14 protein-coding genes and 1 tRNA gene are annotated in these 18,151 nt (G+C 71.6%); 3 read left to right on the top strand and 12 right to left on the bottom strand.

Going from position 1 to position 18,151, the window contains the following annotated elements:
• Positions 1 to 18: 18 nt before the first annotated feature.
• From ACZZ9K_RS15360 to mnmA, 9 genes are all read right to left on the bottom strand, one after another.
• Entirely contained in the window at positions 19 to 741 is a 723-nt protein-coding gene (locus tag ACZZ9K_RS15360; RefSeq protein ID WP_111046336.1) for a methyltransferase domain-containing protein, read from the bottom strand.
• Complete coding sequence (locus tag ACZZ9K_RS15355; RefSeq protein WP_463444503.1) at positions 738 to 1,937, bottom strand: type III polyketide synthase; 1,200 nt, start codon at positions 1,935 to 1,937, stop codon at positions 738 to 740. Before ACZZ9K_RS15355 ends, ACZZ9K_RS15360 begins: the two co-directional genes overlap by 4 nt.
• 111 nt (positions 1,938 to 2,048) lie before the next feature.
• Positions 2,049 to 3,554 (bottom strand): Asp-tRNA(Asn)/Glu-tRNA(Gln) amidotransferase subunit GatB, encoded by a 1,506-nt coding sequence (gene gatB, locus ACZZ9K_RS15350; protein ID WP_035807593.1) that lies wholly within the window; start codon positions 3,552 to 3,554, stop codon positions 2,049 to 2,051.
• Positions 3,554 to 5,101, bottom strand: a complete 1,548-nt coding sequence (gene gatA, locus ACZZ9K_RS15345; protein ID WP_027464607.1) for an Asp-tRNA(Asn)/Glu-tRNA(Gln) amidotransferase subunit GatA — start codon at positions 5,099 to 5,101, stop codon at positions 3,554 to 3,556. Before gatA ends, gatB begins: the two co-directional genes overlap by 1 nt.
• Positions 5,102 to 5,112: 11 nt before the next feature.
• Positions 5,113 to 5,412: an Asp-tRNA(Asn)/Glu-tRNA(Gln) amidotransferase subunit GatC gene (gene gatC / locus ACZZ9K_RS15340; RefSeq protein ID WP_017887005.1), complete on the bottom strand. Its 300-nt coding sequence runs from the start codon at positions 5,410 to 5,412 to the stop codon at positions 5,113 to 5,115.
• Between the two features lie 138 nt (positions 5,413 to 5,550).
• Entirely contained in the window at positions 5,551 to 7,887 is a 2,337-nt protein-coding gene (locus ACZZ9K_RS15335; RefSeq protein ID WP_463444502.1) for a transglycosylase domain-containing protein, read from the bottom strand.
• A 247-nt stretch (positions 7,888 to 8,134) separates the two neighbouring features.
• Positions 8,135 to 9,334 (bottom strand): alpha/beta hydrolase, encoded by a 1,200-nt coding sequence (locus tag ACZZ9K_RS15330; RefSeq protein ID WP_463444501.1) that lies wholly within the window; start codon positions 9,332 to 9,334, stop codon positions 8,135 to 8,137.
• A gap of 435 nt (positions 9,335 to 9,769) precedes the next feature.
• Positions 9,770 to 12,100, bottom strand: coding sequence for an NAD-dependent DNA ligase LigA (gene ligA, locus ACZZ9K_RS15325; protein ID WP_463444500.1), 2,331 nt, complete (start codon positions 12,098 to 12,100; stop codon positions 9,770 to 9,772).
• 66 nt (positions 12,101 to 12,166) lie between these two features.
• Complete coding sequence (mnmA, locus tag ACZZ9K_RS15320) at positions 12,167 to 13,273, bottom strand: tRNA 2-thiouridine(34) synthase MnmA (protein ID WP_031259645.1); 1,107 nt, start codon at positions 13,271 to 13,273, stop codon at positions 12,167 to 12,169.
• 56 nt (positions 13,274 to 13,329) lie between these two features.
• Here mnmA and ACZZ9K_RS15315 point away from each other — a divergent pair, with 56 nt between their 5' ends.
• The 3 genes from ACZZ9K_RS15315 to ACZZ9K_RS15305 all read left to right on the top strand — a co-directional run bounded on the left by ACZZ9K_RS15315 (position 13,330) and on the right by ACZZ9K_RS15305 (position 15,766).
• Entirely contained in the window at positions 13,330 to 14,616 is a 1,287-nt protein-coding gene (locus ACZZ9K_RS15315) for an MFS transporter (RefSeq protein ID WP_463444499.1), read from the top strand.
• 217 nt (positions 14,617 to 14,833) lie between these two features.
• Positions 14,834 to 14,914: transfer RNA gene (locus tag ACZZ9K_RS15310), tRNA-Leu, on the top strand.
• Between the two features lie 144 nt (positions 14,915 to 15,058).
• Complete coding sequence (locus tag ACZZ9K_RS15305) at positions 15,059 to 15,766, top strand: DedA family protein (RefSeq protein WP_434770328.1); 708 nt, start codon at positions 15,059 to 15,061, stop codon at positions 15,764 to 15,766.
• A gap of 120 nt (positions 15,767 to 15,886) precedes the next feature.
• Here the strand turns inward: ACZZ9K_RS15305 and rdgB are convergent, their stop codons facing one another.
• From rdgB to murI, 3 genes are read right to left on the bottom strand one after another with little or no spacing between them, the layout of a single operon-like run.
• The gene (rdgB, locus tag ACZZ9K_RS15300) at positions 15,887 to 16,480 is read right to left on the bottom strand and encodes an RdgB/HAM1 family non-canonical purine NTP pyrophosphatase (protein WP_027464602.1); all 594 of its coding nucleotides are present in this window, start codon (positions 16,478 to 16,480) and stop codon (positions 15,887 to 15,889) included.
• Positions 16,477 to 17,214: a ribonuclease PH gene (gene rph, locus ACZZ9K_RS15295; RefSeq protein ID WP_463444498.1), complete on the bottom strand. Its 738-nt coding sequence runs from the start codon at positions 17,212 to 17,214 to the stop codon at positions 16,477 to 16,479. The genes rdgB and rph overlap by 4 nt, the downstream gene beginning before the upstream one ends.
• Positions 17,211 to 18,056: a glutamate racemase gene (gene murI, locus ACZZ9K_RS15290; RefSeq protein ID WP_027464600.1), complete on the bottom strand. Its 846-nt coding sequence runs from the start codon at positions 18,054 to 18,056 to the stop codon at positions 17,211 to 17,213. Before murI ends, rph begins: the two co-directional genes overlap by 4 nt.
• Between the last annotated feature and the right edge of the window lie 95 nt (positions 18,057 to 18,151).

The following is an 18,151-nucleotide window of genomic DNA, read 5'->3' as shown; positions in this document are numbered from 1 at the left end:
CGGGCAGCGGACGCCCGCTCAGGCGTCGCGGATCGCCAGCACCCGGTGCGGCGCAGCCGCCTCGGCCCGCCACCCGCCGGGCAGCACGTCGCGGAGTTCGGGCACGGTGAAGCTCCGGCGGATCGACCGCAGGCCGTCGACCCGGATGAACGTCCCCGCCGCCACGAGCGGTGACGCCAGCGCGTACGCCCGGTAGGCCGCCGGCGACCGCCGGATGTCGGAGTGCAGGCTGCGCCCGCTCGCGAGCAGTTCGGAGTCGGCCAGGAACCCCCGCCGCTCCTCGTCACCCAGGTGGTGCAGCACGTGGTTCGACACGACGACGTCGAACCGCTCACCAGCCGCGACGAGGTCGCCGCTCGACTGCTGCCGGAACGTCACACCGGTCGGCGACGACCGCCGTGCCGCGGCGATGGCGCGTTCGTCCGGGTCGACCCCGACGACCTCGAGGTCGAAGCCGTCGCTCGCTGCCCAGCGCACCAGCGAGCGGGCCAGGTCGCCGCCGCCGCACCCCAGGTCGAGCACCCGGCCGCGGCCGCTGGCGGGCAGAGCCGGCACGACGTGCGAGCGCCAGGCCGCACGCCAACCACTCACGAGCGCGTTCACGACCGCGAAGCGCCGGAACGTGCGCGCGAGCGCACGCGGGTCGCAGTCCGGGTCGTCCATCAGTTCGGTCAGGTCGAGCGCGCGGGTGCGCAGGTCGACGGCCGGGAGGCCCGTGGTGCCGCCGCCCTGACGGCTCACGCCGCGCCCGTGGTCGCGACGGGGACGCGGGCGGCTGCGACGGCGGGTTCCGCCGCGGGCAATGCCTCGGGTTCCGCCGCAGCTTCCGCCGCGGGTTCTGCCGCGGGCGACGCCTCGGTCCGCACAGCGGTGAGCCGCGCACTCTCCACCGTGAGGCCGGGGCCGAAGGCGAGCGCGACGACGGCGCTGCCGTCCTCGAGGCCGGCGTCGACGGCGTCGCGCAGGACGAAGAGCACGGTGGCACTCGACATGTTGCCGTGTTCGCGCAGCACCCGCCGGCTCGACTCCATCGCACTGTCCGGCAGGCCGAGCGACTCCTGGGTGCGGTCGAGGATGGCCCGGCCGCCCGGGTGGACCGCCCACACCGGCACGTCCGAGGCGGGCGCGCCGTCGAGCAGCGGTTGCACGGCGCTCGGGACGTGCAGGCCGACGAGCTTCGGCACGGCGGTGGACAGGACCATCTCGAAGCCCTCGTCCCCGATGTTCCACGCCATCTCGGACGCTCCCTCGGGCACCACGGCCGTCGTGAAGTCGTCGAAGCGCAGACCGGCTCCGTCGCGTGCGACCACCGCGGCGGCCGCACCGTCGCCGAAGACGCTGTTCGCGACGATCTGGTCGGGGTCGTTCGAGGCGCGGACGTGCAGGGTGCAGAGTTCGCCGCAGACCACGAGCACGACGGCGTCCGGGTCCTGGTCGACGAACGCCGCGGCGATCCGCAGCGCGGGGAACGCGGCACAGCACCCCATGAAACCGATGTGGTGCCGGAAGACGCCACCGGGGAGCCCGAGCTGCTCGACGACGTCGATGTCGGGCCCGGGCTGCGTGAACCCGGTGCACGACACGGTCACCAGGTGCGTGACGGTCTCCGGCGCGGTGCCGGCACGTTCCACGGCGTCGCGGGCGGCGGCGACGAACAGCGGCGGGGCGAGTTCGCGGTACCGGTCGTTGCGTGAGCCGGTGGACGGCGAGCGCAGGGTGCCGTCGTCGTCACGGAACGCACCACCGGCACGTGCGGAGTCGAGTTCCTCGAGGACGGTGTGCCGCTGGTCGACCGCCGACCCGTCGAAGGCGGCGGGGACGAGCCGTTTGCCGAGCCGCCCGAGGTCGGGTTGGGCGGAGAAGAGGTCACGCACCCGGGGCTGGTCGAGGGTCGTCTCGGGGACGGCGGTTCCGATGGCGCGGATCGTTGCGGACACGACTCATCCTGTCACCCGATCGCTGACGTGTCCCCAGGATGCCCACGGCGACCGGGACGCACGCAAGGGCACGGCACCGACCGGTGCCGTGCCCTTGCGAGGTGTAACTGCCTACGACTGCTGTGCGCGCTCCAGCACGAGTTCCCGCACGCGGGCGGCGTCGGCCTGGCCCTTCATGGCCTTCATGACCGCACCGATGATCGCGCCGGCTGCCTGGACCTTGCCGTCCTGGATCTTCGCCAGCACGTCGGGCTGCGCCGCGAGTGCTTCGTCGACCGCGGCCGTCAGGGCGGAGTCGTCCGAGACGACCTTGAGCCCGCGGGCCTCGACGACCTGCGCCGGCGAGCCCTCGCCCGCGATGACGCCCTCGAGCACCTGGCGCGCCAGGCGGTCGGTCAGGTCGCCGGACTCGACGAGCGCGATGACCTCGGCGACGTGCTTCGGCGACACCAGGTCACCGGGGGCTGCGTCCTGCGCGTTGGCGACGCGGCTGATCTCACCGGTCCACCACTTGCGGGCGGCCTGGGGTGCGGCGCCGGCGGCGACGGTGCCCTCGACCTCGTCGAGCAGGCCGCCGTTGACGACGTCCTGGAACTCCAGGTCGGCGAAGCCCCAGTCACCCTTCAGGCGACGGCGGCGTGCGACGGGGGCTTCGGGCAGCGAGGCACGGAGCTCCGCGATGACGGCGGGGTCCGGCACGACGGGCAGCAGGTCGGGCTCCGGGAAGTACCGGTAGTCGTCGGCGTCCGACTTGGGGCGACCTGCCGACGTGCGGCCGGTGTCCTCGTGCCAGTGGCGGGTCTCCTGCGTGATCGTGCCGCCGGCGGCGAGGATCGCGGCCTGCCGCTGGATCTCGTACCGGATCGCACGCTCGACGGCGCGGAACGAGTTGACGTTCTTGGTCTCGGTGCGGGTGCCGAGCTTCTCCTGCCCGCGGGGGCGCAGCGAGATGTTCGCGTCGCACCGCAGGTTGCCGCGCTCCATGCGGGCCTCGGAGACACCGAGCGCCCGGACGAGGTCGCGGATGACCTGCACGTAGGCTGCTCCGAGCTCGGGGGCACGGTGCTCGGCACCGAAGATCGGCTTCGTGACGATCTCGACCAGGGGCACGCCGGCACGGTTGTAGTCGACGAGCGAGTACTCGGCGCCCTGGATGCGGCCGGTGGCACCACCGACGTGCGTCAGCTTGCCGGCGTCCTCTTCCATGTGGGCCCGCTCGATCGGGATGTTGTAGATCGTGCCGTCGGCGAGCTCGACCTCGACCTCGCCCTCGTAGGCGATGGGCTCGTCGTACTGCGAGACCTGGTAGTTCTTCGGGTTGTCCGGGTAGAAGTAGTTCTTCCGGGCGAACCGCGAGGACTCGGCGATCGAGCAGCCGAGCGCGAGCCCGAGCTGGATCGAGTACCGCACGGCCTGTGCGTTCACGACCGGAAGCGACCCGGGCAGCCCGAGGTCGACCGGGGTGACGTTCGTGTTGGGCTCGCCGCCGAAGAAGTTCGGGGCGTCCGAGAACATCTTGGTCTTCGTCGCGAGTTCGACGTGGACCTCGAAGCCGAGCACCGGCTCGTAGCGCTCGAGCGCCTCGTCGAAGTCCATCAGCGCGTCCTTCTGCGCCATCAGATCACACCTTCCTGCGCAGCGGACTGCTGACTCTGGTCGAGGTCCGGGACGGACGCGATGAGCGGCGCGCCCCACTGCTGTTCGAGCAGACGCTCGAGGGCGGCACCGTAGCGGTAGAGCCGGGCGTCCTCACGCTGGGGCGCCATCAGCTGCACGCCGACGGGCAGGCCGTCCTCGGGCGCGAGGCCGTTCGGGATGCTCATGCCGGGGACGCCGGCGAGATTCGCCGGGATCGTCGTGAGGTCGTTGAGGTACATCGCCAGCGGGTCGTCGATGCGCTCACCGATCGGGAACGCGGTCGTCGGCGCCGACGGGCTGACGAGCAGGTCGACCTGCTCGAAGGCGGCCTGGAAGTCCCGCTGCACGAGCGTGCGGACCTTCTGCGCCGACCCGTAGTAGGCGTCGTAGTAGCCGGCGCTCAGGGCGTAGGTGCCGAGGATGATGCGCCGCTTGACCTCGGGTCCGAAGCCGGCTTCACGCGTGGCGGCCATGACGTCCTCGACGGTGGCACCGTTCTCGGGCGTGACCCGGAGGCCGAAGCGCACCGAGTCGAACTTGGCGAGGTTCGACGACGCCTCGGCCGGGAGGATCAGGTAGTACGCACTGATCGCGTACGCGAACGACGGAGCGTCGATCTCCACGACGACCGCACCGGCCGACTCGAGCAGCGCGACCGTCTCCTGGAAGCGCTGGGTGACACCGGCCTGGAACCCGTCGCCCCCGGCGAGTTCCTTCACCACGCCGACGCGCAGGCCGCGGAGCGTGTCCGCCTGCAGCCCTTCGCGTGCGGCGGCGGCCATCGAGGGCCAGGCGTCCGGGATGGACGTGGAGTCCTTCGGGTCGTGCCCACCGATGACGTCGTGCAGGAGCGCGGCGTCGAGGACGGTGCGGGACACCGGGCCGATCTGGTCGAGGCTGGACGCCAGGGCGATGGCGCCGTAGCGGCTCACCCCGCCGTAGGTCGGCTTCACGCCGACCGTGCCCGTCACGGCACCGGGCTGGCGGATGGAGCCACCCGTGTCCGAACCGAGGGCGAAGGGTGCTTCGTGCGCGGCGACCGCGGCGGCCGAGCCACCGCCGGACCCGCCGGGGATCCGGTCGAGGTCCCACGGGTTGCGGGTCGGACCGTACGCCGAGAACTCGGTGGTCGAGCCCATCGCGAACTCGTCCATGTTGGTCTTGCCGAGCGGCACGAGGCCGGCGGCGCGGAGCTTCGCGACGGGGGTGGCGTCGTACGGCGGCACCCAGCCCTCGAGGATCCTGGACCCGGCGGTCGTGGGCATGTCCTGCGTGCACAGGACGTCCTTGACGGCGATCGGCACACCGGCGAGCGGGCCGAGGTCGTCGCCGGCGGCACGGCGGGAGTCGATCGACTTCGCCACTGCCAGGGCGTTCTGGTTGACGTGCAGGAACGCGTGCACGTCGCCGTCGACGGCGGCGATCCGGTCGAGGTGGGCCTGGGTGGCCTCGACGCTCGAGACGTCGCGCGCCACGAGGGCGTCGGCGAGCGCCGCGGCGCTCAGCTTCGTGATGTCGTCAGTCACTGTTCTTCGCCCTACTGTTCTTCGCCGAGGATGGCGGTCACGCGGAACCGTTCGCCGTCGGAGTCGGGCGCCCCGGAGAGCGCCTGCTCCTGCGTCAGCGTCGTCCCGACCACGTCGGGTCGGGTGACGTTGCCGAGCGGCACGGGGTGGCTCGTCGCCGGGACGTCGTCGGTCGCGACCTCGGCGACCTTGGCGACGCTCTCGACGATGTGCGACAGCTCCCCGGTCAGCTTCTCGATCTCGTCGGGCGTGAGTGCGATACGTGCGAGGTTCGCCAGGTGCGCGACCTGCTCGCTCGTGATGTCAGGCATGGTGCTCCGTCGATCGGTTCGTGGAATGCCCCACAGTCTATTGGCTGCGTCGGGCGCGCAGGCGCGGCTGTGGACAACGCCCCTGGGGGCCCGGTGCCGGTCCGCCGGACCGGCACCGGGCCCCCAGGGGGCAGCGGGTCACTTCCCGTTCTGGTCCCCTGCAGCCGGCGCCGCCGGGGCGACCGTCGCGGCGGGCGCCGGCGCAGCGGGTGCAGCGGGCGCAGCGGGAGCGGCAGGCGCATCCGTCGGCGTCATCTGGTCGTCCTGCGCCGTCCCCTGCCCGGACGAGGACCCCGACGACGAAGACGAAGACGAAGACGAAGACGAAGACGACGACTTGCTCGCCTGCCCGATCATCGCCTGGCTCGGTGCGGGCAGCGCTCCCCCGCCGACGGTCTGGTCCAGATACGCCATCATCGACTTCCCGACCCCGAACTTCGCGCTGTACCCGGTGGTGCCCTGCAGGAACGGCCAGTTCGCCAGGCTCACGTTCCCCTGCACGTTGCCGACCCAGGTGGCGTTCGTGTACTTCGTCGACGACGCGACCAGCCAGTTCTGCACGTCACCGTCGGTGGTGCCGGTCTTCGCGAACTTCGCCACGCTGTCCCCGGGGTTCGCGCTCGCGGCCGTCCCCGACCCGGACAGCACGCCCTGCAGCGCGTAGTCGACCGTGCCCGCGACGTCCGCCGAGACGCCCTGCGTGCAGGACGACGGCGTCGGGGTGATCTTCGTGCCGTCCGCCTCGGTCACCGAGTCGATCGCGGTGGGCGTGCACACGATGCCGCCGTTGGCGAAGCCCGCGTAGGCCTCGGCCAGGTCGATCGGCGACAGCTCGTTCACGCCGAGGATCGAGGACGGCGTCTGCGTCAGGTCACCGCCGTCGGCGCGGTGGATGCCCATCGACTGCGCGAGCTGGGCGATCTTGCACAGGTCGAGCTGCTTGCCCATCTGGGCGTACGCGGTGTTGATCGACTCGACCGTCGCAGCCTCGACCGACATCGACGACGGCACGCTCTCGGCGTTGGCGACGTTCCAGGTGCCGCCCGCGACGTTCTTGCAGGTGTTGGTGAACTCGGCGTTCTCGAACTGGTGCTCCGAGGTGGTGACCGAGTCGGACAGGGTGTGCCCGCTGGCGAGCCACTCGGCCAGGGTGAACACCTTGTAGGTCGAGCCGGTCTGGAACCCGCCCGAGTTGCCGTACCCGGAGTCGGCGCTGTAGTTCACCGCCGTGGCACCGGCCCCGGCGTTGTCGCCCTGCGTGTACGTGGTGTTCTGCACCATCGACATGATCCTGCCGGTGCCGGGTTCCACGGTGACGTTCGAGCCGCCGACGTCGACACCGGCCATCGTGGCCGGCACGTAGGTGGACAGGGCGGACTGTGCCTGACCCTGCAGGTCGAGGTCGAGCGAGGTGTGGATCTGCAGGCCCTTGGTGTCGAGCGTGGCGATGCGTGCCGCCGCGGTCTTGCCGAACGCGGAGTCCTGCAGCACCTGGTCGCGGACGTAGTCGCAGAAGTAGCCGGCGTCGTAGTTCGTCGCGGCGGTCGAGCACCCGTTGGCGGTCTCGGTGATCTTCGGCGTGACCGGCGTCGCGATCGCCTTCGTCATCTCCGCCTTCGTGATCGACCCGTGCGCCTGCATCCGGCGGAGCACGTAGTCGCGGCGCTCCTTCGTCAGCTCGTACCCGTTGGCCTTGCCGTTGTCCTTGTCGCTCGGCACGTCGATGCGCAGGTTCGACGGGTTGTTGAGGATCGCGACGAGCGTGGCCGACTGCACGAGCGACAGGTCCTTCGCGTGCACGCCGAAGTAGTACTCGGCCCCGGCCTCGGCACCGTAGACCCGCCCGCCGAGCCCGACGATGTTGAGGTACCCGGTCAGGATCTCGTCCTTCGAGTACTTCTTGTTCACCGCGATGGCGTACCGCATCTCCTGCAGCTTGCGCTGCGGGGTGACGCCGGCCGCGTCCTCGTAGCAGGCTTCGACCTTCTTCTCGGTGGCGGCCTGGTCCGTGCTGGTGAGCTCCTCGCACTGCTGCACCAGCACGTTCTTGACGTACTGCTGCGTGATGCTCGAGCCGCCCTGCACGTCGCCGCCGACGACGGTCGCGGCGACGCCGCGGAGCGTCCCGAGCACGTCGATGCCGCCCTCGTCGTAGTAGCGCGGGTCCTCGGTGTCGATCGCCGCCTGCTTGAGCGTGTCCGCCATCTGGTCGGCCGTCACGTTCGTTCGGTTCTCGGCGTAGAACGAGGCGATCTTGACCTGCTTCCCGCCCTTCTCGGCGTACACGGACGACACCTGCTGCGGGGTCTGCACGTCGAGGTAGGTCGGCAGGTCCTCGAAGAACGAGACCGCCCCGGAGGTCCCCTCTCCCGCGACGGCGACCGCCGGGGTCACCGCGACGGCGACGAGCATGCCGGCGAGCACGGACATCACCACGAACATCAGGAGAGCACCAGGCCATCGCACCACACGCATGACGGCACCGTAGGCAGCAGGGCTGTACTGGTTCTGCCCTGGAACGAGTGCAGGCTGCGGTCGCGTTCAGGTTGCCACCCAGCCCGTTCCGAGGACGGGTCGCGATCCGCACGGGCGCAGCGATCCGGCCGGGAGGCACGCGACGGTTCCGGCACGTCGGCCGCCGGTCACGATCGGGTCACGCCCACCGCGTCGCCACGACCGGCTGGTCCGCCCGGTCGGTCAGGGGGCGGTCGGGCACGGCAGGTCAGTCACGGGGCTGCAGGTCCTGCGGGCGCACGAGGTACATGTCCGGCGAGGCGCCGACGATGCCGTCACCACCCGACTTCCCGCGTCGGACCTGCTCGCGCACCAGGTCGCCGCGTCCGATGCCGATCAAGGCGACGTCGTGCAGCGATGCCGTGCCCGGCTTGAGGTAGTCGTTGTGCCCCACGGGTCGCCGGAACACGTCACCGGCCGACAGCGCGTCGGCGCCCCCGGCCAGGTCGAGGACGGTCGACCCGAACGACGCTCCACCCGGGTCGGTACCGAAGTACCCGGAGCCCGCGATGGGATCGCTGTGCGCACCGCCGACGAAGACCTGCCCGGTGGCGACGGCGAGGTCGTCCGCGGTCCGGACGTCACTGCCCGGCGACCCGAGCACGGTCAGGGTGTCGGCGGTCATCCGCCCCGACGCCAGGGCCGTCATCGCCGTGGTCGAACCGTACGAGTGCGCGACGATGTTCACCCGTGGTTGGTCGCCCGCGCGGATCACGCGCAGCCCTGCGACGGTCCGTTCGAGCCGCTCCGCCCCGGTCCGTGCGAGCCCGAGCGACAGGATGTTCGACAGGTCCGGCGTCCGGTACCCCATCCACGCGACGACGGCGACACCCGACCCGTTGCCGGTGGCGGCGAGCGGCGCCAGGGTGGCCTGCTCGCGGGACAGGTCGTTGGCGGTGTTCGTGAAGTCGGTCATCTGCCCGGTGACCGTGAAGAACATGCCCGGCACCACGACCGTGACGTCGGCCGCGGTGTCCAGGTCGCCGATGCTGATCGCCGCACGCCCGGAACCCCGGGTGTCGAGCGCCACCAGGAAGCGCCGAGGGTCGCCCGGCTCCTGCACCAGGGAGTCACGGACCTGCCCGAGCATCGCGGCCCGGGCTGCACCGAGGTCGGCGTCGGCGAGGCCGGCGGTCAGCGTCGCGCGGTTGGCCTGGTCGCGGACTGCGTACGGCACGCCCTCGAGGTTCCCCACCAGTGCGGGTGCGTGCACCCGGAGCCGGTCCTGCTCGTCGGCCGGCAGGTGCGACCACCACTGCGCGACGGTCTGCGCGGGCGGCGGGTCGTCCTGCACCGTCGCCACGACACGACGGTCGGTGGCCGCGCTTCGCAGGTCGGCCGCGCCGAGTGCACCGAGGTCCTCGACGAAGGCCCGTCCGTGCGCGGCGGCGAGGTCGTCGACCCCCACCCCGTCGTCGACGTCGATGTCGATGTCGATGTCGATGTCGACGACGACGCCGCTGGTACCGCCGGTGCCGCCGGTGCCGCCGGTGCCGTCGGGAGCATGGCGGCGGGGTCCGCGACCGGGACGATGCGGCTCGCGGCGGTGCTGGTGACCGTGACCTGGTGCGCCGGGGGCATGCCTGGGGCCTCGATCACTCCGAGCGAGTGCACCGAGGCGGTGAGCAGAGCCGCAGCGATGAGCAGCATTCGGGTCTCCCCCGGGAAGGCCGTCCCGACGTCCCCCTGCAGACGACGGGTGATGCTCGGTCGAGTCTATGGAGATGTCCGCGGATCATCCATGCGCGATGCAACTTGTCCCCCGAACTGGGCGCGTTCGACGGCGCGCCGCGCTCAGCGGATGCGACCGGGCGTGCTGGGCATCCCGCTCGGTCCTGCTGTCTCAGTCCTCGGTCGTCGGCGCTTCCGGTTCGGCGAGCGCCGCCGGCCCCTCGGTCACGAGCAGGTGGAACTGCTCGGCGTCGATGATCCGGACGCCCAGCTGCTCGGCCTTCGTGAGCTTCGAACCGGCACCCGGACCGGCGGCCACGAAGTCGGTCTTCTTGCTCACGCTCGACGCCGCCTTGCCGCCGGCGGTGATGATCGCCTCCAGCGCACCTTCGCGCGTGTAGCCCTCGAGTGACCCGGTCGCGACGACGGTGACGCCGCTCAGCACGCCGCCCTCGACGTCGGCACCGCCCGGGCCGGGGTGGCCCGGGGTGGTGAACTGCACGCCGGCCGCGGTCCAGCGGTCGATGATCTCGCGGTGCCAGTCGACGTCGAACCAGGCGAGCAGGGCGTCGGCGATGATGCCGCCCACCCCGTCGACGGCTGCGAGGTCCTCGCGCGAAGCCGACCGGATCGCGTCGAGGGAGCCGAAGTGGTTCGCCAGGGCTCGGGCGGCGACGGGTCCGACGTGGCGGACGCTCAGGCCGACCAGGATCCGCCACAGGGGCTTCGTCTTCGCGGCGTCGATGTTCGCGAGCATCTCGAACGCGTTCTTCGACGGGTAGCGGCTCGGCTCACCGGTGTAGTCGGCGCCCCGTGCCTCGGGGTCGAACGGCGGGTCGGTCTTCTTGCGCGCCCGGCTGAACGGTGTGACGCGCTTCGGGGTGCCGTCGTCGTCGACCTTCTCCATGCCGGTCTCGGCGTCGCGGACGATGACCTCGATCGGGACGATGTCCTGCATCGTCAGGTCGAACAGTCCGGCCTCGGTGACGAGCGGCGGGGTCTCCGGGCGGAGCGGCTGCGTGAGTGCCGCGGCCGCGACCTCGCCGAGCCCCTCGATGTCGAGCGACCCGCGCGAGGCGATGTGCTCGACCCGACCGCGCACCTGCGCCGGGCAGCTCTTCGCGTTCGGGCAGCGCAGGTCGATGTCGCCTTCCTTCGCGGGGGCGAGCTCGGTGCCGCACTCGGGGCAGTTCGTCGGCATCACGAACTCGCGCTCGGAGCCGTCACGGAGCTCGACCACCGGGCCGAGCACCTCGGGGATGACGTCGCCGGCCTTCCGCAGCACGACGGTGTCGCCGATCAGCACGCCCTTCGCCTTGACGACCTGCTGGTTGTGCAGCGTGGCCTGGCGGACGACGGACCCGGCGACCTCGGCCGGGGCCATCACCGCGAACGGGGTCGCACGGCCGGTGCGGCCGACGCTGACCACGATGTCGGTGAGCGTGGTGTGCACTTCTTCGGGCGGGTACTTGTAGGCGATCGCCCACCGCGGCGCCCGTGACGTCGACCCGAGTTCCTCGTGCAGGGCGAGGTCGTCGACCTTCACCACGACGCCGTCGATCTGGTGCTCGACGGCCGACCGGCGCTCCCCCGTGGTCCGGACGAAGCCGTTGACCTCGTCGATGGTGTCGAACACCCGGTAGTGGCTGCTCGTCGGGAGCCCCCAGGTCTGCAGGAGCTCGTACACCTCGGACTGGCTGCGGACGTCGGTGCCCTGCTCGAGTTCGCGGACGGGCCACGCGCCGATGCCGTGCACGAGCATCCGCAGACGCCGCAGCCGGTCGACCATCAGGGCACGCTTCGCCTCGGACTTGCCCTCTTCCTTCTGGCGGAGGGACCCGGCGGCGGCGTTGCGCGGGTTGGCGAACACGCGCTCCCCCGCCTCGCGCTGGTTCGCGTTGAGCTCGTCGAACTCGGCGACCGGGAAGAAGATCTCGCCCCGGACCTCGACCAGGGGCGGGTGGCCGGTGCCCGACAGGCGGTCCGGGATCGTGCCCATCGTGCGGACGTTGCCGGTGACGTCCTCGCCGACCACGCCGTCACCGCGGGTGGCGGCCGAGACGAGCCGACCGTGCTCGTACCGCAGGTTGATGGCCAGGCCGTCGATCTTCAGCTCGGTCAGGAACCGCACCCGCTCGGCGCCGGCGTCCCGCTGCACCTTGAGGGCCCACTCGGTGAGCTCGTCGGGGCTGAAGACGTTGTCGAGCGAGAGCATGCGCTCGGCGTGCTCGACCGGCGCGAACTGCGTCGTCTGCGCCTGCCCGCCCACGGTCTGTGTCGGGCTGTCGGGCGTCAGGAGTTCCGGGAACCGCCGTTCGATCGCGTCGAGGCGGTGCACCAGGGCGTCGTAGTCGGCGTCCGACAGGGGCGAGGCGTTGCCCTCGTAGTAGTCGTGGCGCAGCTCGTTGACGCGGGCGCGCAACCGGTCGACCTCGCGCGCGGCCTGGGCGGCGTCGAGCCCGTCGGGGTCGATGGTCTCGAACGTCGCGTCGGTCTCGCTCATGGCATCAGTTCTACCGTGCACCACCGACGCGGCGTGCAGCGAGCGTGCGCCCCGGGAGCGGCGGGGTCAGGCGTCGACGGGGACGGCGCTGACCGTGGTGTCGATCGTGCACTGGCCGAGCACGCGCGTGCCGACGTAGACCACGGCGGTCTGCCCTGGAGCGACCCCGTGCAGCGGCTCGTCGACGTCGATCACGAGCACGTCGTCCTGCACCCGGGCGGTCGCGGGCACCGGGTCGGCGTGCGCGCGGATCTGCACGTCGCAGGCGAAGGGCGTCGCCGGGTCGGCCGGGGCCGTACCCGCCCAGGTGAACCGCGAGCCGGACATCGAGGTGACGGCGAGGGCTTCCTTCGGGCCGACGACGACGGTGTTGTCCTTCGGGCGGATCTCGAGCACGAACCGGGGCTTGCCGTCCGGTGCCGGGCGGCCGAGGGCCAGGCCGCGGCGCTGTCCGACGGTGTAGCCGGTGGCGCCCTCGTGCGAGCCGACGACCGTGCCGTCGCGCTCGACGACCTCGCCGGGGGCGGTGCCGACGCGGTCCGCCAGCCAGCCGCGGGTGTCGCCGTCCGGGATGAAGCAGATGTCGTACGAGTCCGGCTTCTGGGCGACCGTCAGCCCGCGCTCGGCGGCCTCGGCCCGGACCTCGTCCTTCGACGGGGTGGCTCCGAGCGGGAACATCGCGTGCTGCAGCTGCTCGGCGGTCAGGACCCCGAGCACGTACGACTGGTCCTTCGCCCACGCGGCTGACCGGTGCAGTTCGCGGGAGCCGTCCGGACCGGTGACGATCGAGGCGTAGTGCCCGGTCGCGACGGCGTCGAACCCCAGGGCGAGTGCCTTCTCGAGCAGCGCCGCGAACTTGATCCGCTCGTTGCAGCGCATGCAGGGGTTCGGGGTGCGGCCGGCCTGGTACTCGGCCACGAAGTCGTCGACGACGTCCTCCTTGAACCGGGCCGAGAAGTCCCACACGTAGTACGGGATCCCGAGTGCCGACGCGGCGCGCTGGGCGTCCATCGAGTCCTCGATGGTGCAGCATCCGCGGCTGCCGGTGCGCAGGGTGCCGGGCATCCGGCTCAGGGCCAGGTGCACGCCCACCACGTCGTGGCCGGCGTCGACCGCCCGGGCTGCGGCCACCGCCGAGTCGACACCACCGCTCATCGCCGCAAGAACACGCATGCGTCCAGGGTAACCCGCCGACGAAGCGGTACCGCTGGCGTACCGTTGGTCGGGCGATGGCCACGACGGGGAACGACTCATTCGACTTCCGGTCCGTCCTGCTGTCCGGGTTCCTGCCCGCCGCGCTCTTCGCGATCGGCGAGGGCGCGATCATCCCGATCATCCCGATCGCGGCTGACTCCCTCGGCGCCAGCCTGGCGTTCGCGGGCTTCGTCGCCTCGCTCATCCTGGTCGGCGAGCTCATCGGCGACGTGCCGTCCGGCATCGTCGTCGCCCGCATCGGTGAGCGGAACGCGATGATCGGCGCCGCGCTCGTCTCGGTGGTCGGGCTCGTCGTCGCCACGACGGCCGCGAACGCCTGGGTCCTGGCGCTCGGGGTGTTCCTGGTCGGCGTCTCCACCGCGGTGTTCGCGCTCGCCCGGCACGCCTACATGACCACCGCGATCCCCCTGCGGATCCGGGCCCGGGCGCTGTCGAGCCTGGGCGGCGTCTTCCGCTTCGGCTACTTCGTCGGCCCGTTCATCGCCGCCGGCGTCATCCACCTGACCGGCACCACCAGCAGCGCCTTCTGGATCCACGTCGTCTGCTGCCTGGCGGCGGCGACCGTACTCCTGGTGCTGCGCGACCCGGGGACGGGCACACGCGGCCTGCGGTTGCCGCCACGGGCCTCCCGGCGCTCGGCCGACCACGCGACCGAACCGCCCGCCGACACCGGCGCGCAGTTCGTCCAGCAGGAGGCGCAGGGCCTCTTCCGCACCATCCGCGCGAACGGGGCGGTCCTGCTGCGGCTCGGCAGCGGTGCCGGCCTGATCGGAGCGATGCGCGCCGGACGGCAGGTGATCCTGCCGCTCTGGGCGGTGAGCGTCGGCCTCGACGACTCGACCGCGGCCCTCGTGATCGGCATCGCCGGAGCCGTCGACTTCGCGCTGTTCTACACGAGCGGGCAGATCATGGACCGGTGGGGACGGCTCGCGAGCGCCCTGCCCTGCATGCTCGGCCTGAGCATCAGCTACTTCCTGCTCGCCTGGAGCGGCCACCTGGATGCCCGGGTCGGCTGGTTCGTCGCGATCGCGATGGGCATGTCCCTGGCCAACGGGGTCGGTTCCGGCATCCTCATGACGCTCGGCGCGGACCTCGCACCGCGCGACGCCCCGGCACCGTTCCTGGGGGCCTGGCGGTTCACCGGTGACTTCGGGTCGGCGGCGGCACCGCTCCTCATCTCCGGCGTGACCGCCGTCGCGTCCATCGCGGTCGCGAGCGGGGTGATGGGCGTGCTCGGCCTGGTCGGCGCGGGCATCCTGCTCCGGTACGTCCCCCGGTACCTGCCGCGTCCGCTGCGCTGACAACGGCGGCGAAGTCGCGCTGCCGCATCGTCGCTTCAGGGCGCACCGTGCGCGCTCCTCCGCTCCGTGCGCCGTTGACCGCACCGTGCGCACCCACAGCGCCGCACCCAGCCGCCAAGCTCGCACCGGGTCGCGGACCGCGCACGGTGCGTCCCACGGCCTGGAGGCCCGGCGCACGTCCGCCCCGCACGCCGCGCTCGGTAGACTGCCGCTGCTCGCGGGAGTGGTGGAATCGGTAGACACGCAGGATTTAGGTTCCTGTGCCCCAGGCGTGAGGGTTCGAGTCCCTCCTTCCGCACCGAGTCCCCCAGGCGCACCGTTGCGGTCATCCGCACGCCTCGAGCAGGTCAACCCTGCGAGGGATGGCCCGGTCACTTCCGGGCGGTACCCTCATCCCGCGGGAGTCCTCCCCGTGACCCCCGCCTCCACGACCGGAAGAACCATGCACTCCGTCGCACTCGCCCTGATCCCGTGGCTCGATCCGCAGTACATCCTCGACCACTTCGGGGCCATCGCCGTGCTGGTGGTCTGCGCGATCGTGTTCGCCGAGACCGGTCTGCTCATCGGCTTCATCTTCCCGGGCGACAGCCTGCTGGTCATCACCGGCCTGTTCGCCTTCGACCGCGGTGGCGAGATCGGCGGCATCCCGATCTGGGTCGCGGCGCTGATGATCGGCGCCGCCGCGTTCCTCGGCGGTGAGCTCGGGTACTACATCGGCAAGAAGGCCGGGCCCCCGATCTTCGAACGCAAGGACAGCGGGCTCTTCTCGAAGGCGAACGTCGAGCGCACCAACGCGTTCTTCCACCGCTTCGGCCCCCTCGCCGTGATCCTGGCGCGCTTCGTGCCGGTCGTCCGCACCTTCGCCCCGATCGCCGCGGGTGTCGGCCGGATGGACTACAAGAAGTACTCGCTCTACAACGCGATCGGCGCCGTGGTCTGGGGCGTCGGTGTGACGTTCCTCGGGTACTTCATCGGGCACATCCCCTTCGTGGCGCACATCGTCCGCGAGTACATCGACATCATCCTGCTCGCCGCGGTCGTCGTGACCGTCGTGCCGATGGCGCTGACGTACCTGCGCAACGCCCGCAAGGCGAAGCACACGAACGAGGCCGAGGCCAGCACGGCCCCGACGGTCGACCCGACGCTCTAGCCGCAGCACCGGCTCTACCGCCGGACCCGCACACCGGCGCACAACCAAAGTCGCCCCGAGCCACGTGATCACGTGGTTCGGGGCGACTTCGGTTGTGCGGAACGGAAAGAGCGCCGGCGCTCAGACGCCGAAGTGCTCCCGCACGATCGGCGCGATGCCCCGGAACGCCTTGCTGCGGTGCGACAAGGCGTTCTTCTCGTCGCGGGTGAGCTCCGCCGACGAGCGGTCGGCGTCGTCCGGCCGGAACACCGGGTCGTAGCCGTGCCCGCCGTCACCGACGGGCTCGGTCAGGACCTCGCCGTTCCAGACCGCCTCGACGACGTGCTCCTGGCCGTCGGGCGTCACGAAGGCCGCTGCGCACACGAACGCGGCGGTCCGCTCGACGACACCCTGCAGGTTCGTGAGCAGCAGCGCGATGTTGTCGGCGTCCGAGCGGGTGCCGGCGTAGCGGGCCGAGTGGATGCCCGGTGCACCCCCGAGGGCGTCGACCGCGATCCCGGAGTCGTCGGCGAGCGCCGGCAGCCCCGTGTGCGCGACGGCGGCGCGAGCCTTGATCAGGGCGTTCGCTGCGTAGCTGTCGCCGTCCTCGACCGGCTCGGGACCGTCGTACCCGACGAGTTCGACACCCTCGCCCAGCGCCGACCCGAGGATCTCGCGCAGTTCGACGACCTTGCCCTGGTTGTGGGTGGCCAGCACCACCTCGCGGGACGTCACGCCAGACCCAGGACCGAACGCTGGATCGCCGCGAGCGACAGGTTGCCGGCCAGGCCGAGGTCGAGCAGGACGTTCAGCTCGTCCCGGTCGAACGGCGCGTGCTCGGCGGTGCCCTGCACCTCGATGAACTTGCCCGAACCCGTCGTGACGATGTTCATGTCGGTGTCCGCTGCGGAGTCCTCGGTGTAGGCCAGGTCGAGCATCGGCTCCCCCTTGACGATGCCGACCGAGATGGCCTGCACGCTGTCGGTGAGCGGGGTGGCCTTCTTCGCGATGAAGCCCTTGGCGCGGCCCCACTCGATCGCGTCGGCCATCGCCACGTAGGCGCCCGTGATCGACGCCGTGCGGGTGCCGCCGTCGGCCTGCAGCACGTCGCAGTCGATGACGAGGGTGTTCTCGCCCAGGGCCTTCGTGTCGACGACCGCGCGGAGCGAACGCCCGATCAGGCGGGAGATCTCGTGCGTGCGGCCGCCGACCTTGCCCTTGATGGACTCGCGCTGCATGCGCTCGTTGGTCGACCGCGGCAGCATCGAGTACTCGGCGGTGACCCACCCGGTGCCCTTGCCGGCGAGCCAGCGGGGCACGCCGTTGGTGAACGACGCGGTGCAGAGCACCCGGGTGTTGCCGAAGGAGATGAGCGCGCTGCCCTCGGCCTGCGTGCTCCACCCCCGCTCGATGGTGACGGGACGGTGGTCGGTGGCGGTACGGCCGTCGACGCGGAGGTGGTCGGTCATGGGGTCCTTTCGGTGCGGGGCAGCGTGATGGCCCCCGTCTGGAGGTGGCCGACGCTCGAGACCTCGGGACCGAGGAAGCGCCGGGCGAGCCGGATGAAGCCGTTCTTGTCGTCGCCCGTCGCCTCGAACGAGTACGTCGGGGCGGTGGTCGCGGTGCGCTCGAGCCCGTGCTCCACGAGTCGGCGGTAGACGTCGTTCGCGGTCTCCTCGGCGCTGGAGACGAGCGTGACCTCCGGACCCATGACGAACTGGATCGCGGCGGACATGAGCGGGTAGTGGGTGCAGCCGAGCACGAGGGTGTCGACGTCGGCGGCACGGATCGGGTCGAGGTACCCGGCCGCGATCTCGCGCAGCGACGGCGACGAGGTGTCCCCCGCCTCGACGAACTCGACGAACCGGGGGCACGCGGCGGTGGTCAGCGTGACGTCGGCGGCGACCGCGAAGGCGTCCTCGTAGGCGCGCGACGCGATGGTGCCGACGGTGCCGATGACCCCGATGCGGCCCGTGCGGGTCTGCTTGACGGCGGCGCGGGCCGCGGGCTGGATGACCTCGACCACGGGGATGCCGTACGCCTGCTCGTACCGTTCGCGGGCGTCGCGGAGCACGGCGGACGAGGCGGTGTTGCACGCGATGACCAGGGCCTTCACGCCCTGCTCGACCAGGTCGTCCATGACCTCGAGCGCGTAGCGGCGGACGTCGGCGATGGGCTTCGGGCCGTAGGGCGAGTGCACGGTGTCGCCGACGTACCGGATGCTCTCGCGCGGGAGCTGGTCGATGATGGCGCGGGCCACGGTGAGGCCGCCGACCCCGCTGTCGAAGACTCCGATCGGTGCATCCGTCACGGCACCAGCGTACCGACGCACGCCGACGAGCACCGACGCGGCCACGCGCGCCACGCGTGCCGGACGCCCGGGGTGATCCGGGCCTCCCCACCGTC

It is taken from the genome of Curtobacterium sp. AC268, assembly GCF_979258745.1.
Note: the sequence above shows the minus strand (reverse complement) of the source record. Positions and strands in the feature narration are given on the sequence as shown.

Bases quoted from the DNA above. Each gene is read 5' to 3' on its own strand.
- gatB (WP_035807593.1), bottom strand. From the start codon at position 3,554: ATGGCGCAGAAGGACGCGCTGATGGACTTCGACGAGGCGCTCGAGCGC.
- gatC (WP_017887005.1), bottom strand. From the start codon at position 5,412: ATGCCTGACATCACGAGCGAGCAGGTCGCGCACCTGGCGAACCTCGCA.
- ACZZ9K_RS15335 (WP_463444502.1), bottom strand. From the start codon at position 7,887: ATGCGTGTGGTGCGATGGCCTGGTGCTCTCCTGATGTTCGTGGTGATG.
- ligA (WP_463444500.1), bottom strand. From the start codon at position 12,100: ATGAGCGAGACCGACGCGACGTTCGAGACCATCGACCCCGACGGGCTC.
- mnmA (WP_031259645.1), bottom strand. From the start codon at position 13,273: ATGCGTGTTCTTGCGGCGATGAGCGGTGGTGTCGACTCGGCGGTGGCC.
- ACZZ9K_RS15315 (WP_463444499.1), top strand. From the start codon at position 13,330: ATGGCCACGACGGGGAACGACTCATTCGACTTCCGGTCCGTCCTGCTG.
- ACZZ9K_RS15305 (WP_434770328.1), top strand. From the start codon at position 15,059: ATGCACTCCGTCGCACTCGCCCTGATCCCGTGGCTCGATCCGCAGTAC.
- rph (WP_463444498.1), bottom strand. From the start codon at position 17,214: ATGACCGACCACCTCCGCGTCGACGGCCGTACCGCCACCGACCACCGT.